The following is a 20,559-nucleotide window of genomic DNA, read 5'->3' as shown; positions in this document are numbered from 1 at the left end:
TGAAATTCTGCTGTATGGTGGAGTTTTATACTATAATTCAAACCCATGAAACAGAATATTTCAACATTCTATATCATTACCGGAGGTCCGGGAGCAGGAAAAACAACGTTGCTGGATGAATTAAGCCACCGTGAACTGATAACTGTACCTGAAGAAGGAAGGAGAATCATTAAAGAACAGATGGATTCCGGTGGAGAAGGGCTTCCATGGCTTAACAAAGAACTTTTTGCAGAACTGATGTTCGAAGAATCCGTAAAAACCTACCTGGGAATAAGTCAGACAACTTCTGCAAAACCTGTTTTCTTTGACCGTGGAATACTGGATACACTTGGTTATATGAAACTTGAAAATATTGCTGTTCCGGAATCTATGGAGGTTAAAGCAAGAGAAATGATTTATCATAACAATGTTTTCATTCTGCCGCCATGGAAAGAGATTTACGAAAATGACCCTGAAAGAAAACAAACCTTCGAGAAATCTATGCTTACCTTTGAATGTATGAACGAAATTTATCAGGAATATGGTTACAATATCATAGAAGTCCCAAAAATTTCAGTAGAAAACAGAGCCCGTTTTATCCTTGACAGGCTCATATAAAGTATTTTTCATCACCTATTAATTATCACTCATCGATTATCAATTATCAAGTATGAACCATCTTCCTTTTGAAAAAGAACTGATTGAACTTGCTGACAAAGACCTGTCCATAAGAGAAAAACTATTGAAATCAGGAGCGCTTTCCGGAGGTTATCATCCCGAAATGGAAACTATTCATAGAGCCAATGCACAACGGCTGCGGGAAATTATAGCAGAAATCGGTTATCCTACCATCTCAAAAGTAGGTGAGGAAGCTAATGATGCAGCATGGCTGATCATCCAGCATGCTATCGGCGAACCCGAATTTATGAAAACAAGCTACGCTATGATGGAAAAGCATTGCAATGATATTAATCCTATCCATAAAGCCTATTTATACGACAGGATTCAGGTTTTTCAGGGTAAACCTCAAAAGTATGGTACCCAGCTGACCTCTGAAGGAATAATTTATCCCGTAGAAAACAAAGAAAACTTAAATACAGAACGCGAAAAGGTAAATCTGCGGGTCCTTTCCGAATCAGATATCAATAAAATCCCGGAGGTCCAGGACATTCCGGAAATTGATGGCAAAGACGCTGAATATACCGCCTGGAGGAAAAAAACAGGATGGATTTAAGACTCTTTTAATAAAGGTCTCGGATCAAACAGAACTTTTAAAGTACGGATCTTTCCATCCTTTACGTGATACCATCCCGAAGATTCTATTGTTTTTTCTCCCATATCAATATTGTACCAGAAACAAACATCTTCACCGGAAGTAAAAGTCTTAAGAATCTCATACTTAAACTTCATCTGCTTCATATCTTTGATGTAAACAGAGGCTCCTTCTCTCTTTCCCATTACCCCTATAAATTTAAAATCAGGATCAAGACAGTTTTCTGCCTTATCAAAATTTTCTTCGTTTAGATATTGGATAAATCGTTCTGCTATGTTTTGCGTTGTATTGTCCATAATATTCTGTTTATTGTCTATACAAAATTAACGGATCACCGGAGATTCTTCTTGTGACTATAATCACAAAAGCTTATCTATTTTAAAGCAGGAATTCTTCCTTTTGCATAGGCAATCTGCTCTTTTTCCTTGTCTTGGTCAGGATTGTTTTTAAGGTACATCTGATAATATGTTGCGGCATTCTTAGACTGCTTCAGATTGAGATCATAAAGAAGCCCCAAACGGTAATAAATAATATTGCTGGTACCAAAAGTTAATCCTCTTTTATAAGCTGTCACAGCATCATTATACTGGTTTTTAGCTTCATAAATGCCTGCCAGTGCAGCATAATAAAGGTTGGTGTGGTCTGAAACAGCTTCGTCAATAGTCTTTTGTGCATAGAGGGCAGCATTGTTATAATCTTTCAGTTCACGATAGCTCAGGGCCATAAAATATAATGTACCTTCATTTTGTACTCCCATATCTTCCAGTATTTTATAAAGCGTGATACACTTCTGATAATCCTTTACATAAAAATAGGCCTGTCCGAGATCATTCATTACATTGACATCAGCATGGTTTTTCAGGAGCTTTTCACCTGTTTCAATCACTTCCGGATATTTGTGGAGTTGGTTGGCAGCCGGCAGTAGAGCCTGCAGTAAAGTAAAGTTCTCAGTATCGGCTGCAATGGCTGTTTTCAATATATCATATGCAGATTGGTATTGTTTGAGGCTGATGTAAGTTGCAGAAAGATCATAAGCTACATCGGGATCTGCAGAATTAAGGGTATTGGCTTTTTTGAGGTAAGAAAGTCTGGATTCAGGAGTTTCTGCATAAGCAGCAAGCTGTTTATAAGCACTGAAATTAAGACTGTCCAGCCGTATAATTTGTTGAAGATACGTTTTGGCATTGGAAACATTTCCCCGTCTGGAATTGATACTGGCCAAACTGAATAAGGTGGGCACACTGTCGGGTTGAATGGTGTTGATCTTCAGATAATTTTTTTCTGCTTCCGGTAGTTTTCCGGCCATCATATTACAATAGGCTATTTGTGACAGAGCTTTTATATCCTGTGTATCTCCGGGATATATACTCTGAAGATAAGTAGCTGCATCAGCATAACGTTGTGTTTCATAATACTCAAGAAGTTTTTCAGTATCAATTTTTGCAGACTGGGCAGTAAGATTTTTAAAGCTTAATAGAATAATACACAAGCAGATTCCTCTTTTCATCATGGTTATTTTTAACTAAAATATAGGTTATTTACCAGGCATCCAAATTTTAGTCTCACTTATCGGGGATTTTTTTATTCTGAATGGTTTATGATGAAACACTAAGTCAGATTTCTTATATTCACTTTATATAAAAATCAGGCAAAAGATATGGAAATAAAAACTGTACAGTCATTCATTGATTATTATGAAAAAATAAGAGAGAGAACCAACTGCATTATTGAAGTTGTTCCTCCTGAGCATATTGATTTTTCCTATAAACCGGGAAAATTTACCATTGGAGATCAGATAAGACATATTGCAGCCATCGAAAGGTATATGTACGGCGAAACCATATCAGGAAGGAAAAGTGCTTATCCGGGTTGTGGTAAAGACCTTGCCGACGGCTATGGGGATACCGTTAAGTTTTTTAACGAAATGCATAGGCAGACGCTTGAAATCATCACAGGGCTTTCAGATGAGGATCTTACCAGGAAATGCCTTACTCCTGCCAATCATGAAATTTCTGTGTGGAAATGGCTCCGGGCTATGATAGAACATGAAATCCACCACAGGGCAGAATTATATATCTATCTGAACCTTCTGGATGTAAAAACACCACAGATCTATGGATTTTCTGCAGAAGAAGTACAGGATATGAGTGTGAAACTATAGTGCTGAAAGGGAATAGCCGAAGAATATTCAATCGGTTGAGGTTAATTTGTATATTAGCCCATTCAAAAAAATAATAATGACCAGACCTCTTATCATTCCTCTTTTGCTATTCTTAAACAGTGCATATGCACAGACTCATCTGGAGCTTAAACCGGGAGACACCCTGAAATATTCACAACAAGCCCACAAACCATCATGGATTTCGGTACAGTCGGCTGATGCTAATCTGGGAATTGCTTTGTTCATGGATGGAAAGAAACTGAAAGAACAGGATGATTCCAGAGGAATAAAAAGTATCGAGCGCCTGTATTTTACTCCTGAAAAAGGAAAGAAATATGAAGTAAAGATCTGGGCTAAATCTTATCTTGAAAAAAGTAAAATCGTAAAAGTATCTATTGCTGAATCTAAAAGCGTACCTGTTCTGAACGGCCAGTTCAGTTCCGATCAGTTTGTGGAAGATCTCAGAACATTCCGCCTGATCAGGGAAAAAGCAAATTCCGGACTCTATGTGTACAGAAGTAAAAAGCAGATAGACAGCATCTACCAGCAGGCAGAAGCGGAAGCCAGAAACAGTAAAAATATTTTTGATTTCTATAAAATCATTGCCAGACTTACCGGATTTGAAGGAAGCTGCCATAATTATACGGATTTACCCAATCATGCCTCCTATTATCTCACCCAGAAACCTGAATATCTGCCCATCACTCTGAAGAATATTGACGGACGCCTGCTTCAGGATTCAAAAGAGGCAGTAATACCTCTTGGTGCCGAAATTCTTTCCATCAACGGAGTTCCTGCAAAAGAAATGATCAGCCGTTTCTCTCAATACTATTTTTCTGATGGCTATTCCATGCCTTACAAGGAAACAACAGGTTTTGAAAGAGGAATGCTGGATAAATTTTATATGGAATTCGGAAACCATAAAAATTATGTGATCCGATATAAATGGAATGGTGCCGTAAAAGAAGTTTCTCTGGAAGGAATACCATTGGAAAGTTTCAAAAAACTTCAGGAATCAAGATATTCGCTTGCCTTTGACAAAAAACTGCTGTCTGAAAAATATAGCTTCAGCAAAGAAGGAGAAGGAATTTACAGATTATCTTTGAGAGGATTTGATTTTGCCACCGGAAAAGAAGATCCGGCCTATAAAAAATTCAGTGTTTTTCTTGATCAGATGATGGATACTCTGGAAAAGGAAAAAATACAGAATCTGATCATTGATCTCAGAGGAAATACAGGAGGCACAGGAGCTCTTTATGAAAAAGTATTCTCTTATCTTACACAAAGACCTTTCCGTGACAGTCACTATGCTTACACCCAATTCAATGAAGTTCCTTTGGAGGAAAAACTCATTATAACTCCTCTTTTTCTCTCTAACGGAGTACAGGATAAACACGGGCTTAATGCCTATCTGAAACAGCTTTACCCTAAAAGTATTCAGGGAAAATATTACTGGGCAGATGACAAGAATCCATCCGTTTTGCCTAATGAAAGAACTTTTAAAGGACAGCTTTATCTGCTTGTTGATCAAAGGGTAGCTTCTGCAGCTTCACACCTTGCTTCCCTTATTAAATCCTATACCAATGCTGTTGTGATTGGAAAAGAAACGGTAGGAGGCTATTATGAACATAATGGCCATCTTCCTTTGGTGTATGAACTTCCCAATACCGGAATCCAGACAGGATTTTCTATTGTTCACGTCATTCAGGATGCTCAAAATCTTCCTGATCAGAAGAGAGGGCAGGGGATTATTCCTCACGTGACAATACAGCAGACCGATCAGGAATTTCTTCATCAGACCGATGTTTATCTGAAAAAAGTAGCAGAACTTAGAAAACAATAAAAAGTTTTTCACACGTATAAAGCCAGCTGTAAATTTATTTTTTGCAGCTGGTTTTTTATAATAATATTTTAGATTATTTCTATTTTAAGTGATAAATTTATCATTTTCATTTATTAAAAAATGTTAAATATTTATTTGATATAGAGGTATTTATTTCTTTTTTTTAATCATTTATTTTGGAATTATTGATGAAAAGTCGTAGAACTACGACAAAATTTCAGATTATCCATTGAAAATTTCCTGAATAGCAATTACCGCTTTATCTTTGTAATACCACCAATCCAATGACAAAAAATTAATAATGATTACAATCTGCATATTACGACAATAAAATCAGGTGAAATCCTGAATTTCAACAGGGATACAAAGTAAACTTATAGTTGTGCTTTTCCTTTTAACACCCTGTTACGACCTCAATATCCGGATTCCTCTTTACAGATGAAGCACGGATAGTGAAATGATCTGAACTTTATGGTTCGGATCACTTTCAGCTTAAAAAAATCTGACACCCAATCAATCAAAATATTACCATTATGTTTCAGGACGATCATTCACCCAAATTGCCTGTTTCCAAAGATAAAATTTCAGCTGTAAAGAATGTTAAACAAACATTGACGGATGAGGCCGTTCATAAAGCTGCTCAGGAAGTACAGGAAAAATCGAGTGGAACCATTAAAAAAGCTTCAGAAAAAATGGCTCAGGCCCAGGCCTATACAGGGATGGCTCAAAACGGGTCTCAAATGTTTATGAACCAGGTTAAACAATCCAACCCTCCCACACTGGTAGAAGATAAAGTATGGGCTAAACAGCCAACTTCAGGAATTTATAATGCCAGTACGATACCTGGAAATCAGGTAGCCGGAATTAACCGTGTGGTAAAACTTGAAATCGTAATTGACGGAAAGGTCATTAAACATTTCAAGCATTTTCAGTTAAAACAAAGTGCTGTAAAGCATCATGAATTTGATCTGATGCTGGCTCACGATAGTCTGGGGAATTCCGAAAACCACAATCTGGAAGAAGCTCAGAACTTTCTGGGAAAAAGAATTACTGTTATTTTCAGATATAAAGATGTTGAAGACGGGCCGGAAAGAAATTTCGTTGGAGTCATCACAGAAGTAGGTTTCAGCCAGGAAAAAGGAAGCCTGGGAAATATCGTTCTTACAGGATCCAGCCCTACGGTTCTTTTAGATGCAGCACCCCATATTCAAAGTTTTGGCGGAGCCCAGGAAATCAGTCTGAACAGTATCGCAGATCAGGTGATCAAAGAAGGTCTGGGACAAAATACGTTCGATTTCAGAGTAGACGCGGCCCATGGAAATGTTTCTTACAGCTCACAATATGAAGAAACTCATTATAACTATCTGGCCCGGATTGCGGAAGCCTACGGTGAACAGTTTTATTACGATGGCGAAGTACTGCATTTCGGGAAACTTCCACCTCAGGAAAAACCTGTAAAGCTAACCTATGGCAGCAGTGTGAGTGATGTCAAGATAAAAATGAAGGCACAGCACGTGAATCCGTCATTTTACGGTTACAACAGCAGTAAAAATGAAAAATTAACGGCAGGAAGCTCAAAGATTAATCATACCTCAGATATTGCGAAGAGAGCCTACGAAATTTCAGAAAAAACATTTACCACTCCATCACTGAGGGTAGCTCCTATAAAAGCGGTGTCTTTCATGGATGTGGAAACTTCCCAGAAAGGAACTGCCGGAAGTAAAGCTGCTGAAGTCTTTGTTATTTCAGGAGTTACAACAGTACCATTCCTTTATCCCGGCTGTATCGCTGATATTGAAATGAGAAAAGCCGAAAGCAGCGAAACAACCTATTTTACCAAATTAATGATTACAGATATGTATCATGAGGTAGATGCCAGAGGATATTATACCGGAACTTTTGAGGCTATAGCTTCTGATACCGGATTTATTCCCCGCCCGGAGTTTCATACTCCAAAAGCAGATGCCCAGTTTGCCAAAGTGATTTCCAATGCAGATCCTTTAAACCAGGGAAGAGTGAAAGTGCAGTTCGACTGGCAGAATGGCTCTACTACAACAGAATATATCAGAGTGATGACTCCTGATGGCGGAGGCAGCGAAAAAGTGAGTAAAAATCGTGGATTTATGGCGATTCCGGAGGAAGGAGATCAGGTAGTGGTCAATTTTGCACACCAGCATCCTGACCGTCCGTTTGTGATGGGAGGAATGTTCCATGGCGGAGTTGGCGGTGGCGGCGGTGCCGGAAATAATATTAAAAGCTTAAGCAGTAAAAGCGGACATACCATGAGTCTGGATGATGCCGGTGGAATTACCGTAAAAGATAAAGATCAAAATTCTGTTTTTCTGGATGGAGCAGGAAATATAAGCATAGACAGCAAAATTTCCATTACACTGAATTGCGGAAGCAGCTCGATTTATATGGATAAAGAGGGAAATATTCAGATTAAAGGAAAAGAAATATTTATACAGGGAGTTAATATTGGTGTTGGCGGAACAACGAGTATCGGAGTTGGAGTAGGGCCTGAAGACGGTGAACCTACTTCAGGTGTCGGAATCAAATCCGATACACTGGATATCGGAACCAATACGCTTTCCATGAGAGGTGATACTGAAGCCAATCTCAGCAGTGGAGGAAAAATCAATGTCGGTGGAGGAAGCGAAACGAATATTGTAAGTGGAACTGTAAAACTGAATTAATGAATCCCGTAGATTTGGAGTTGGTAAAATTAAAAAGACAATGGCAGAAAGTGGTTTCAAAGAATGAAGAAAAGCCTATGCTGATCTGTTTGGGAGAAAAACATGAAACCGATCTTTTTGATGGATTTATCAAATCGAAGCTTTCTGAAGATGAAGAAGGAGATGATGTTTTTTTACTCCATTACCAGGAATTTAACGGAATGAACTCCTTCGGACAAACCTTATTGGATGAATGGACTGAGTTCTATGAAATGCTGAGGAAAAGCGAGGCAGATATTCCCCATTGGAATCTGGAAAAGCCGGATGAAAGTTTTAAAACAGATGCTTACAAAGCTTTTTACCCTTTGCTGGAACTAAAGAAAAACTTCCCGAATATTAAGGATTCTAAAATCTATATCTACATTGCTCCGCTCAGGATTAATGATACCGAAGAACTTTCTTTATGGGTGAAAGAATGGTGCAGGATCTGTGAAGCAACGGGAAATAAAGATATTAAACTGGTTTGGGCGGAACATCACCATTACAGGACTCTGCCCGGTATCTCTTCAGCCCATAGCTTCAGAATAGAGGTAGACATTCATCAGTTAATGCAGAATACTGCCGCTCATACCAACCGTAAGAAGAACAGCCCGGATACAGACTTCCAGCAGCAGATTCTTATAGCGAGTAATCATTTAAGCAAAGAAAGATTCAAAGAAGCAGAGCACGCATTGAAAAAGGCGGTGAAGCTCGCCGGAGAACAAAAAAATAAACAGGGCGAAATTTCTGCCTATTTTATGCTTACCCAGGCATATATAGCGGACAGGAAGAAGGATAGGGCAGAAGATACCTATCGGACAATATTTGAAAAAGTAGAACCTGATACTCCTCTGGAAGTTCAGATGTATATGAATTATGGCAGCCATTTATTAGGCAACTCCAAAAAGTCCAGGGCAGAAAAAGCATTTGAAAAAGCCGCAGAGACGGCTCATAAAATAGGAGAATATGCAATGGCGATTGAGTGTTACAGGATCATCGCTACATTGAATGATACGGTGCTGACAAAAGATAAAATGATCCGGTATTTTGAAAAATGTCTGGATATAGCAAAACTGATGGATCCTTCAGCAAGAGAACAGAGCAGTCTGAGGTTTGTTGCCTCAATGCTTATTCTCAAATATGAAGGCGATACTGATAAAAAAACAAAACTGGATAGTGAAATGAAGACTTATTTTGGTGATGACTGGAAGGTGAGCGTGGAAAAACCAAAAGCAGGGTAATCTCAAATTAAAAGAATCATGGCAGATCTGAATAAAAAAACAGTAAAACCCATTAAAGTAGCAAAACCGGACATGAACCCAGACCGCTCATGGAAGGTAAATACAGATGTTACTTCGGTAAGCTGGGATAAAACCAAACAGGGATGGAAGAACGGAATGAAAAATAATTTCGATTCCCTGAATCCCGTTTCCATGGCCAAATCTATAGTGGGAGGAGATGCCGGACAGCCGGAAAAAAGCAGTGGAGGCGGAGGTGGAGGTGGCGACAGTGCCGTGACAGTAGAAAAGGCCGCTCCGGAAAGCAAAGTGAAACTGATTAAGGTTAATAATCCTGCAATGCCTTCCACAGCCATTCAGCATACAAGTAAACATTTTGATATTGTACTGGCCATTGATATCCACTGGACTCTAATTCCGCCGCCTCCTTCATTCATGTTTATTCCATTGCCGCTGCCTCATCCGTTTATCGGGATTGTTTTTGATATAATGGATTATATAACCATTAAAATTCCGATTCCGCAATTTGCCAGAAATCTGATGCCTTCTCTTCCGGAAAATATTCTGCTGGGTGGCTCTATATATGTTCATGGAAGGCACAAAGCAACCACCACAACCAGTGTGATGGGAGTGGTCATTCCGTTCAGACATGTCACATCGCTTATTCCGGTGTATATCATTCCTTTTCCTCAGGAAGCTCCACACGAAGGAGAAGTGTATTACGGTTCGCAGACCGTTCTGGCGCAGGGAAGTAAAATGAGCGGTAACCAGCCTCAGCAGGTATTAACCTGTATGGGATTTCCTTTCGGAATGACAATGCTGCCCGCAATGCCTGATAAGCCGAAGAAAAATCCGCTGGCCTATTTTGCTTTCTACAATAACTTTTCAAGCATGTATATTCAGATCAATACGGGTGGACCTGTATTGGTAGGAGGCGCTTTTGTACCCCATGTTTATACACCCGGAGAAATGGTGATGCGTCTTGCCGGAATGTTTTTAATGAGAAGTTTAACCAAGAAATTAGGAAAACTTGGTGCTAACGGTTTAAAAAAGCTAAATAACAGTGTTCTTAAAAAGGCACCTTTCAATAAATTCAAATTAGCCAATGCATTATCCAAAAAATTATGTCATTACGGCCTTGAACCTGTAAATTTTGCAACCGGTGCCATGGTTTTTGAATGGGATGATTTTATAATTCAGGGCAGTACACCTTTAAGCTGGAAAAATATCTGGCACAGCGACCGGCCTTATGATTTCGGACCTCTTGGAAATGGCGTTTTCAATAATCATGATCTGTTTATTCTTCCTGATGAAGATAATAAGTTTGCAGGCTGGATGCATCCGGACGAAAATATGGCAATGCTGATTCCTGCACCGGAGATTGGAGAAGAAATGACTTATTTCAGAGATCAGAAAATATGGCAGTACAGACCCAATAGCAGTATCTGGATTGTTCGTAAAGGAACTGATGTTTATACATATAAACGTTTTCATCATATTTCGGAAGGAGTTGTTTATAAGGTAACCCGTATTGAATATGGTGACGGAACAATCAGGGAATATGAGTATGAAGCCAGGAACATTGTACTGAAAAGTATAAAAGATGTAAAAACTGGCTGCAGTATAGAAACTGTAATTCACCCGACATATAAAAAAGTAACAGAAGTTTACTATTGTTATAAAAACCAGAGAGATCTGCAGGTTAGGTACGACTATGATGAACGTGGCAACCTTACCCATGTCTGGGATATTCACAAAAAGGCCATTGTGTTTGACTATGATGGAGAAAACCATGTTGTGAAAAGAACCAACCGGAACGGGATGAGCTATCAATGGGAATATGATAAAAACGGAAGAGTAGTTCATACCAAAGGTACGGATGGATATATGGAAGGAAGACTTCATTACCATGATGAGGAAGGTTACACAGAAGTTATCTATCCAAAGCAAAACAATAAAACCGAGGAATATCATTATGATGAAAACTTTCTGGTTTACAAAAAAGTAAATGGAGAAGGTGGAGAAACCTGGTACGATTATACAGCCCACAACGAGTTGAAAATGACGGGGTCCCCGGAAGGAAGAGTTCAGGGATATACCTATGATGAAATGGGAAATATTAAAATCTTCCATACCCCGGATGGAGAAGAATACCATTATCAATACAATGAATTCGGACAGGTAATTGCCCGTTTCTCTCCTTCGGGAGCTTCGGAAACGTGGAGTTATGATGAAGAGGGAAAACTGATCAGCTATACCGACCCTGCTGAAGAAAGTGTATACTATGAATATGCAGACGGTGAAAGAATTCCTGAAAGAAGCAGCAGAGAAGAGATTGCTACTTATTATAAATATAACCAGAGAGGCCAGCTTACTCAGCTCACCAACACTGCCGGAGCCGAGCAGTACTGGAAATATGATGAGTATGGAAGGCTGACGGTGTTCAGTCCGGGCCCTTTGAACAGAACCCTCTGGAACAGGGATAAAATGGGAAGAGTGGTTGAAGTGAGCGAGCAGGGGCAATTCCCGTTAAAATTCCGTTATGATGCCTATGATCTTCCGGTGTATGCTACCGACGGGCGTGCAGAATGGCTCATGAGCTATACGCCGATGGGAAGCCTAAAACGTCAGGTCCGCAGGAATGCTCTTTCCCATAAAAAAGAAGAAACATTGTTTTTCGGGTATGATGCTTATGAAAATTTAATGAGCATTACCAATGAGAAAGGAGAAGTCTATTCTTTTGAAAGAAATAATAATAATGATATCATTGGTGAAATAGGGTTTGACGGCCAGAAAAAGTTCTTTGTAAGAGATAAAGACGGAATGGTTACCCAAACCAGGACGTCTCAGGGAAAAGATATTTTTCATGAATATGATCTGGGCGGAAGATTGACACAGACCCATTATCCCGACGGAACCTGGGAAGCCTATCAGTATGACACTTCAGGATTATTGGTTAAAGCAGATAATGAAAACAGCAGTGTCGCTTTTCAGAGAAATAAATTAGGACAGGTCACCAGTGAAAAACAGGGTGAGCATACGATTCAATATGAATATGACAGTCAGGCAAATCTGATCGGTTTGAAAAGCAGTCTGGGAGCCGAAGTAGACTATTCTTATAATGATCTGGGACAGCTTAAAACGGTAACTGCCGCAACTCCGGAAGTGCATGCACCCTGGCAGATGAATCTTGAGATCAGCCGGAATGGGCAGATGCATTCCCGTGAAATGACCGGCGGGGTGGAAAGCATTTTTGAATTTGACCATATCGGAATGCCGGTAAGTCAGAAAGTAACAGTGAATAAAACCAATACTACCTTCCATAAAGACTACAGCTGGGGAGCCGGAAACCGGTTGCTGCATACCCTGGACAGGGTGACGGGCGGAAGAACAAGATTTGATTACGATGCTTTCGGAAGCCTTGTTGCTGCAGAATATTCGAACGGAGAGGTGCAGTACAAAAATCCGGATGCTACGGGATGTTTATATGAAAGCGCCCGGCAGACTGACCGCGTCTACGACAAAGGAGGAAAGCTGATGCGTGATAAAAACTGGTTCTACCATTACGATGAAGAAGGAAATTTATTGTTAAAAAGTAAACGGCCAATCAACGATGCCAAGCCGGAGCATAAAGAAGAACAAGAGAATACACATCCTTATTATAAAACCATTGCTTCAGATTGGCTGAATAGCCCGAAACTGCCGGATGGAGCCGATTTACCCAATGTAACCGAAGACTCTCCAACAGAAATTCAAAGCCCGGAATGGTCTGCCGGAGACTGGGCATATTCCTGGAATGCCAACGGAATGCTGGCCAAAGTAAAGCGCCCCGACGGGAAAGAAGTAAGTTTTGAGTATGATGCCCTCGGAAGAAGAACCTCAAAAATTGGTCTGAAGAAAATAACTCGTTATATTTGGGATGGTAACGTTCTCCTGCATGAATGGAGCTATGATGCAGAAGAAGTTCCTGTAACGGTTGTAGATGATGACGGAAATGTCAGCGTTGGAAAAGAACCTGTGGAGAATGTGGTGACCTGGGTGTATGAGCGATATTCCTATATACCATGTGCCAAAATTATCAATGGAGAAAGTTACTGCATTGTTTCTGACTATATAGGCAGACCTGTTCAGGCTTTTGATGAAGGAGAGCAAACCGTATGGAGTACAGAATATGATGCCTATGGAAACCTTAAAAACTTAAAAGGAAATAGATATTTTATTCCTTTTAGACAGCTTGGGCAGTATGAAGATGTAGAAATAGATGGGCTTTATTATAATCGTTTTAGATACTATGATATTCAAAGCGGAAATTATATAAGTAAAGATCCAATAGGTCTTTTAGGAAATAATCCTACACTATATGGATATGTGAAAGATACAAATGCTTGGATTGATGTTTTTGGTTTACATGAAGTAATAGGTTCCCTTGATGGAGTTCCTGTAACAACTCCTAAAGGTGGTTATTCATGGTATAGTACTCCGGGGTCATCAAAAGCTCCTTTTAATGGCTTTGGAGCTAGAGGACATAGTGAGGCAAAATTATTAGAACATTTGGAAAGCACTAAAGGAGGGAATTTAAAAGGAACTAATTTGGAAATTATATCAATGGGACAAATGACAAAAGGAGGAAAAGGACAGCTATCTACTTTGCCTCCCTGCGATAGATGTTTGAAGGGACTTGAAGCTTTCGCAAATAAACATGAAATGGATATATCTTATAAATGGGAAGGTGGTGAAGTTACATTTAAAGGATATAAATAAATACTATATAGTATATAATGAACATAAATTACATAAAAGAAAAATTAAATTTTCTTAAAGCCAATCCAGGGAAATTGAATACAATAGTACCAAAAGAGTTTTTTCTTAATCCTGTTATCCCCGAATCAGAAGTTTTTTCTATTGAAAATAACAATAAAATTAAGTTTCCTGAAGATTACAGAGATTTTATTACGAAAATAGGGAATGGTTGCATTGGGCCTGATTATGGCCTTTTATCATTACAGGAATCAATGATTGACTTTAAGCTCAGAACAAAACCTGCGATTGATTTATCAATACCTTTTCCTTATTCTGAAAGCTGGAATGAAGATTGGATTTTTGATATTGATTGGGATGGTGGAGAGCGGCCAAATGAAGACCAATTAAATCCATATATGGATACTGGCCATATAAATGGATGTTTACAGATTTGTCATATTGGGCATGGATGTACATATCTTTTGGTTGTAAACGGAAGTGAACGTGGAAAAATTTGGACTGATGACAGAGCTGATTATGGAGGCATAAATCCTTTACTGGATGATGATGGCTTGGCAATATCTTTTGAACGTTGGTATCTTGATTGGCTTGAGGAAGTTATTGATTAAAGTGAAGCAGGCTGAACGAGATCGAGCATTAAACTGAATAAAAACTATAGTAATGTCAATCAAATCTGAGTACTTCAATTTACATGACTGGGATCGGGTAGAATTTTTAAAGAAAATTGAATTTGAAGATGAGCCATCCAAATGGGAATTATTGGATCATATTATTCAAGATGAAGAAGATTATGATTTAGCCCGTACTGAAGCATCGAAAATTTTAGAAATTGCTGAAATTCCGATTCATATAAAAGACAAGATTACGAAAACCCTCATTGGAGTTATCGAAAATACAGAAGATTACGATGTTAAAAACTATGCAACAAGTGCGATGGTAAATTTTGTAGAATATTCTCAAATAAGAACTGTCGCAAAAAATCTGGTTTTAAACATAGATGAAGATATTGATATACGTTATAATGCTTTTGACGTTATCAAAAAAACTTCTGACATAGATGAAAGAAATGAAATACTAAAGAAGTTACTTAATGATACGGATTTTCAGAAATCTGCTCGGACAGTTCTTAGTTTTTGAGGCAAGTATTGTAAAGTTTATTAAATCATTAGAATAAAAAATAATATGTAATCCAAATCCAATTCAAATATATTATGAAAAAAATATTCTCTGAACTTAAAGGTTTCGTGATATTCAGTCCACAGCTTTTAGCGCAGTATCTGCAGGATCATCAGCTTTCAGGTACTAATATTTTAAAATATTTCGTAGAAAATGAACATGGCGATGAAATAACAAAGTCGGGAATTGCTATTCCGATAATAGGGGTAGAAGAAGATTATTATGCATTCCGTGTTTCTGTGAATGATGAAAAGATTCTGAGTGATGAAGAAGTAGAGGTGGAATCAAAAGGCTGGATATTTCAGACGGCGAATAATGAAGTAAAAATTGTCGGCATTGGATATCTGAAGGATATCGCTGCCATCAGTGAAGAAAACAGTGTTACCCTTTCTCTTGAAAACGGGTGGTACTCCTTAAAAATAAGGGGCGGAAATAAAAATGGTGAAAGATTATTTGAACTGAATATGCAGAAACAGGACATGCATCCTGCTTTTAGTGGAGATATCACCACTGAATATTACTACGGATAGTATTTAAAGCTTAATACTTTCTGTGTAAGGATAAATAGCTGATGGTGAGTTCTTAATGTTTATGTTTGACAAACTTGAGAAAATAAAGTTTTCTGCAAAGTTGCAGAAATACGAATTTTATTGAAAAAATATTTTGTCAGTAATAAAAAACTTTCTATATTTGCACCACTGAAAACAACGGTGCTACCAGAGTTTAAGGAGAGTTGGCAGAGTGGTCGATTGCGGCAGTCTTGAAAACTGTTGACTGTAACAGGTCCGGGGGTTCGAATCCCTCACTCTCCGCAAAAATCCTTGAATCAAATGATTCAAGGATTTTTTTATTGCTCATCATTCTAAAGAGCAATTCCTTAGAATCACATCTGATAAATGATTTTTCATATTCTGGACATTGTCCTGAATTCGGTAGGTCTCATATTGGTAAGTTGATAAAAATTATTGCTGAAAGCGGCAATATGGGAGTACCCAATTTCATAGGTAATTTCAGTCATATTCAGATCGGTATCTTTAATTAATTCCATAGGCCGGAAAATCTTAAGCATTTTTTAGGATCAAGAAAAGAAAATATACATTATTAGAAAGCAGGTGATTCGTTAATGTAAATCTTTCAGATATTTTTAAGTTCAAGATTGGGAAAACGTAACTTTCATCTAATCCTGCAGAATCCCATTTTTGCAGGTTTTTTTGTTCTCTGATTTCCGAAATTTTCAGGTGTTTCCAGGTGCTGTTTTGTGGAGTGTTTTCATGTTTACATTCTTATATCATATTATTGTTTAGGCTGACTGTTTCGTAATTATTTGTAGTTAGAGCGTAAAAAATGGTAATCGAAAATGATGATTTGCCTCTTTTTTAATAATGAAAAGTGTGCTTTTTACATTTTTTTTTCGTGCAAAATGAAAAAAAAAATAATTGTTCTTATCATAATATTTATTCAAAAAAAAATAATCTTTTTAAGGGTATTGTGAAATTGCAATTGATTGTGAATTCATGTCTTATGAAATAAGTAAGTGTAAAATTAATGATAACCTTATCATATTTTTTATACAATTGATATCATAAAAATTCGATATGTAAATCATTGATAAGCAGTAGATAATAGCGGATTTATTTTTTTTATTCAGATGAATTTTTATATTTGTAATGTTACCAAAATGTTAACAAACTAATGAATCAGAACTTTATTCATACCTATGTCTCTGTAGATTGTGTTGTCTTTGGATTTGACCATGAAAACAGGTTGAATATATTACTAGTACAACGCCATGTTGATGACGTTCCGTTGGAAAAGCAGATCAAACTTCCTGGAAGTCTGATTTTCAGCGATGAGGATGTAGATGATGCAGCACAAAGGGTACTTCATGAACTGACAGGGATTAAAAAAATGGTTCTCAAACAGTTCAAATGCTTTGCCGATCCCATGAGAGCGAGCAATGCCCATGATATCAAATGGATGGATCAGGAATACAAACATCATATAGACAGGATTATTACGGTGGCCTATCTTTCTCTTTGTAAAATAGATCATAAAATCAACAGTACAAAATATGATACCGTAGACTGGTATCCTATTGATGAGGTTCCGGTACTGCCTTTTGATCATAACAAAATTATCACTGAATCTTTAATGGAGATCAGAAAATGGATTGAATCTGATTTCTCCATTATTTTTGAGCTGCTGCCTAAAAGATTCACCATAAGACAGCTTTATCAGCTGTACAGTGCTCTAAATGAAAAGAATATTGATATTAAGAATTTTCATAAAAAAATATCCTCATTCCCCTATATCGTTCCATTGGATGAAATTCAAAAAGATGTATCACACCGCGCAGCAAGATATTACCGATTTGATGCTAAGATCTACAAGAAAAACAATACAAAACTTATAAAATAACCCTTTTAAAAAATTATGTACTTACTAGGCTATGACATTGGCAGTTCTTCTGTGAAAGTGTGTCTCATTGAGGCGTCCAGCGGAAAAGTGATTGCTTCTGAATTTTCTCCCAAAAAAGAGATGAAAATCACTGCTATAAATCCCGGATGGGCAGAGCAAAATCCGGTAGACTGGTGGATCAATCTGAAGTTGGCACACGAAGCTGTCATGCATGAATCCGGAGTACATGCAGAAGATATTAAAGGAATCGGAATTACCTGGCAGATGCATGGGTTGATTCTTGTAGACAAAGATCAGAACCTTTTAAGACCATCCATTATCTGGTGCGACAGCCGTGCTGTACCTCATGGTGAAAAGGCTTTCAAAACCATAGGAGAAGAAAAATGTCTTTCACATCTGTTGAATTCACCGGGAAACTTTACAGCATCAAAGCTTGCCTGGGTAAAAGAAAACGAACCTGAGATCTTTGAAAAGATAGATAAAATAATGCTTCCCGGGGACTATATTGCCATGAGACTTTCAGGACAGATAGGAATGACCATTGAAGGATTATCAGAAGGAATATTCTGGGATTTTAAAAACAACTGCATTTCGGAAGATATCATTAACCACTATGGAATTCCTGAAAGTTTCTTCCCGGAAATTGTACCTACATTTGGTATTCAGGCAACAGTTTCAAGGGCAGCAGCGGAAGAATTAGGCTTAAAGGAAGGTACACCTATTTCTTACAGAGCGGGAGACCAGCCCAACAATGCGCTTTCCCTGAATGTCTTTAACCCTGGAGAAATTGCCTCTACAGCAGGAACTTCAGGAGTGGTTTATGGAGTGCTGGACCAGCTGGAATATGATAAATTATCAAGGGTCAATACATTTGCCCATGTCAATTACACACCGGAACAGATCAGGCTTGGGGTTTTACTGTGTATCAACGGAACCGGAATTTTAAATTCCTGGCTGAAGCACAATTTTGCAACTTCGCTTTCTTCCTATGGTGATATGAATGATATGGCTTCACTTTCACCCATCGGATCTAAAGGATTAAGCATCATTCCTTTTGGAAACGGAGCGGAAAGAGTGCTGGAAAATAAGGATACAAGCTGTTCAATTCACGGAATAAACTTCAATATCCATTCAAAAGGCGATATTCTTCGTGCAGCACAGGAAGGTATTGTATTCTCTTATGAATATGGAATGGATATCATGAGAAATATAGGCATGGATATCCAGGTGATCCGTGCAGGAAATGCCAATATGTTTTTAAGTTCAATCTTTCGCCAGTCGCTATCCAGTGTCAGCAACGCGGTTATTGAACTTTATGATACCGATGGAGCGGTAGGAGCAGCAAGAGCTGCAGGAATGGGAATAGGATTTTATTCAGATTCCAGAGAAGCATTCTCTTCACTCGAAAAAATAGCGGTGATAGAGCCCGAACACGAAAAACAGGAACAATATTTAGAAGCCTATGCCAGATGGAAACATCATCTTAACGAAATAATCTAGGACCATTACAACAGCATTTTTCATCCTCTTACTGACTTTTCAGAATCAGTGAGAAGGGAATTTCTACGCAAAAAATTAAAAACAAAAATAAAAATAATCAAATAAATATGAACACTTTAACAGGTACAAAAGAGTTTTTTACAGGTATTGAAAAAATTAAGTTTGAAGGGAAGGAAAGTAAGAACCCGTTGGCGTTCCGTTACTATGATGCGGAAAAGATCGTGATGGGAAAACCTATGAAAGACTGGACAAGATTTGCGATGGCATGGTGGCACACCTTATGTGCCAACGGAAGCGATCCGTTCGGAGGACCTACCATTCACCACCCGTGGGATATCGGAAACGATCCGGTAACAAGAGCAATGCACAAAATGGATGCAGGTTTCGAATTCATGTCTAAAATGGGATTCAATTACTACTGCTTCCATGATATCGATCTGGTAGACCCTGCCAACAACTGGAAGGACTACGAGAAAAATATGCAGACTATTGTGGAATATGCAAAACAAAAACAGCAGGAAACAGGAATTAAGCTTTTATGGGGAACAGCCAATGTTTTCACTCATGAAAGATACATGAACGGTGCTTCTACCAATCCGAATTTTGATGTAGTAGCCTGTGCAGGAACTCAGGTGAAAAATTCAATAGATGCAACCATAGCGCTTGGTGGTGAAAATTATGTTTTCTGGGGTGGAAGAGAAGGATATATGAGCCTTTTGAACACAGACATGAAGCGTGAAAAAGATCACCTTGCCCGTTTCCTTTCCATGTCAAGAGACTATGCACGCCAGCAAGGTTTTAAAGGAACTTTCCTGATTGAACCTAAACCAATGGAGCCTACCAAGCATCAGTACGATTATGATTCTGAAACAGTAATCGGATTCCTTAGACATTACGGATTAGATAAGGATTTTAAACTGAATATCGAAGTGAATCACGCTACATTGGCAGGTCACACATTCGAACATGAGCTTCAGGTTGCAGTAGATGCAGGACTTTTAGGAAGCATTGATGCCAACAGGGGAGATTATCAGAACGGATGGGATACAGACCAGTTCCCAATTGATTATTACGACATGGTTCAGGCGTGGCTGGTGCTGCTTCCGGCAGGAGGTCTGGGAACCGGAGGGGTGAATTTTGATGCCAAAATCAGAAGAAATTCTATTGATGCTGAAGATCTGTTCATTTCCCACATCTCAGGAATGGATGTATTCGCAAAAGGTCTTCTTGCAGCGGCTGATATCCTTGAAAATTCAGATTACAAAAAGCTGAGGACAGACCGTTATGCTTCTTTTGATAACGGAAACGGAAAAGCATTTGAAGAAGGTTCACTTACACTGGAAGATCTGCAGAGAATAGCTCACGAAATCGGCGAACCACAGCCAAAAAGCGGAAAACAGGAATTGTTTGAAGCCATCGTGAATATGTATATATAATTAAAAATAAAAGGCTTATCAACACTAAGGATTTTTATACACAATAATTATTAAAGAGAC

16 protein-coding genes and 1 tRNA gene are annotated in these 20,559 nt (G+C 38.4%); 14 read left to right on the top strand and 3 right to left on the bottom strand.

The genetic code is table 11. The features are described 5' to 3' along the window. The first annotated feature begins 45 nt into the window (after positions 1-45). Together JNG87_RS07480 and JNG87_RS07475 are read left to right on the top strand one after the other, a co-directional pair. Positions 46-597, top strand: coding sequence for an AAA family ATPase (locus JNG87_RS07480; RefSeq protein ID WP_202842978.1), 552 nt, complete (start codon positions 46-48; stop codon positions 595-597). 52 nt (positions 598-649) lie between these two features. Then, positions 650-1,213 (top strand): DUF6624 domain-containing protein, encoded by a 564-nt coding sequence (locus JNG87_RS07475; RefSeq protein ID WP_202842976.1) that lies wholly within the window; start codon positions 650-652, stop codon positions 1,211-1,213. Here the strand turns inward: JNG87_RS07475 and JNG87_RS07470 are convergent. After that, positions 1,210-1,548 carry a nuclear transport factor 2 family protein gene (locus JNG87_RS07470; protein WP_202842974.1) on the bottom strand — a complete coding sequence of 113 codons (339 nt, stop codon included), beginning with the start codon at positions 1,546-1,548 and terminating at the stop codon, positions 1,210-1,212. The genes JNG87_RS07475 and JNG87_RS07470 overlap by 4 nt on opposite strands. Positions 1,549-1,625: 77 nt before the next feature. Beyond that, positions 1,626-2,762, bottom strand: a complete 1,137-nt coding sequence (locus JNG87_RS07465) for a tetratricopeptide repeat protein (protein WP_202842972.1) — start codon at positions 2,760-2,762, stop codon at positions 1,626-1,628. A gap of 147 nt (positions 2,763-2,909) precedes the next feature. Here JNG87_RS07465 and JNG87_RS07460 point away from each other — a divergent pair, with 147 nt between their 5' ends. The 9 genes from JNG87_RS07460 (at position 2,910) to JNG87_RS07420 (ending at position 15,957) form a co-directional block, all read left to right on the top strand. Beyond that, positions 2,910-3,413: a DinB family protein gene (locus tag JNG87_RS07460; protein WP_202842970.1), complete on the top strand. Its 504-nt coding sequence runs from the start codon at positions 2,910-2,912 to the stop codon at positions 3,411-3,413. 76 nt (positions 3,414-3,489) lie between these two features. Beyond that, positions 3,490-5,256: a S41 family peptidase gene (locus tag JNG87_RS07455; RefSeq protein WP_202842969.1), complete on the top strand. Its 1,767-nt coding sequence runs from the start codon at positions 3,490-3,492 to the stop codon at positions 5,254-5,256. A gap of 533 nt (positions 5,257-5,789) precedes the next feature. Beyond that, positions 5,790-7,952: a type VI secretion system Vgr family protein gene (locus tag JNG87_RS07450; RefSeq protein ID WP_202842967.1), complete on the top strand. Its 2,163-nt coding sequence runs from the start codon at positions 5,790-5,792 to the stop codon at positions 7,950-7,952. After that, on the top strand, positions 7,952-9,211 hold the full coding sequence (locus JNG87_RS07445) for a tetratricopeptide repeat protein (RefSeq protein WP_202842965.1): 1,260 nt from the start codon (positions 7,952-7,954) through the stop codon (positions 9,209-9,211). The genes JNG87_RS07450 and JNG87_RS07445 overlap by 1 nt, the downstream gene beginning before the upstream one ends. 18 nt (positions 9,212-9,229) lie before the next feature. Continuing rightward, positions 9,230-13,969, top strand: a complete 4,740-nt coding sequence (locus JNG87_RS07440; protein ID WP_238349689.1) for an RHS repeat-associated core domain-containing protein — start codon at positions 9,230-9,232, stop codon at positions 13,967-13,969. A gap of 17 nt (positions 13,970-13,986) precedes the next feature. Continuing rightward, a complete protein-coding gene (locus JNG87_RS07435; RefSeq protein ID WP_202842963.1) occupies positions 13,987-14,577 on the top strand; it encodes an SMI1/KNR4 family protein in 591 nt (196 codons plus the stop codon). A 52-nt stretch (positions 14,578-14,629) separates the two neighbouring features. After that, entirely contained in the window at positions 14,630-15,106 is a 477-nt protein-coding gene (locus JNG87_RS07430; RefSeq protein ID WP_202842960.1) for a hypothetical protein, read from the top strand. Between the two features lie 74 nt (positions 15,107-15,180). After that, positions 15,181-15,675: a hypothetical protein gene (locus tag JNG87_RS07425; protein WP_110009767.1), complete on the top strand. Its 495-nt coding sequence runs from the start codon at positions 15,181-15,183 to the stop codon at positions 15,673-15,675. Positions 15,676-15,872: 197 nt separating this feature from the next. Beyond that, positions 15,873-15,957: transfer RNA gene (locus JNG87_RS07420), tRNA-Ser, on the top strand. 92 nt (positions 15,958-16,049) lie between these two features. On the opposite strand, the gene JNG87_RS07415 is transcribed toward JNG87_RS07420, so the two are convergent. After that, positions 16,050-16,193: a helix-turn-helix domain-containing protein gene (locus JNG87_RS07415; protein WP_238349688.1), complete on the bottom strand. Its 144-nt coding sequence runs from the start codon at positions 16,191-16,193 to the stop codon at positions 16,050-16,052. 644 nt (positions 16,194-16,837) lie between these two features. Here JNG87_RS07415 and JNG87_RS07410 point away from each other — a divergent pair. The 3 genes from JNG87_RS07410 (at position 16,838) to xylA (ending at position 20,499) form a co-directional block, all read left to right on the top strand. Beyond that, a complete protein-coding gene (locus JNG87_RS07410) occupies positions 16,838-17,563 on the top strand; it encodes an NUDIX hydrolase (protein ID WP_047430953.1) in 726 nt (241 codons plus the stop codon). Between the two features lie 15 nt (positions 17,564-17,578). Beyond that, positions 17,579-19,063, top strand: coding sequence for a xylulokinase (locus tag JNG87_RS07405; RefSeq protein WP_202842956.1), 1,485 nt, complete (start codon positions 17,579-17,581; stop codon positions 19,061-19,063). 107 nt (positions 19,064-19,170) lie between these two features. Then, on the top strand, positions 19,171-20,499 hold the full coding sequence (gene xylA / locus JNG87_RS07400) for a xylose isomerase (RefSeq protein ID WP_110009770.1): 1,329 nt from the start codon (positions 19,171-19,173) through the stop codon (positions 20,497-20,499). Positions 20,500-20,559: the final 60 nt, after the last annotated feature.

Origin of the sequence: Chryseobacterium cucumeris, assembly GCF_016775705.1 — a bacterium.
Lineage (GTDB): Bacteria > Bacteroidota > Bacteroidia > Flavobacteriales > Weeksellaceae > Chryseobacterium > Chryseobacterium cupriresistens.
Note: the sequence above shows the minus strand (reverse complement) of the source record. Positions and strands in the feature narration are given on the sequence as shown.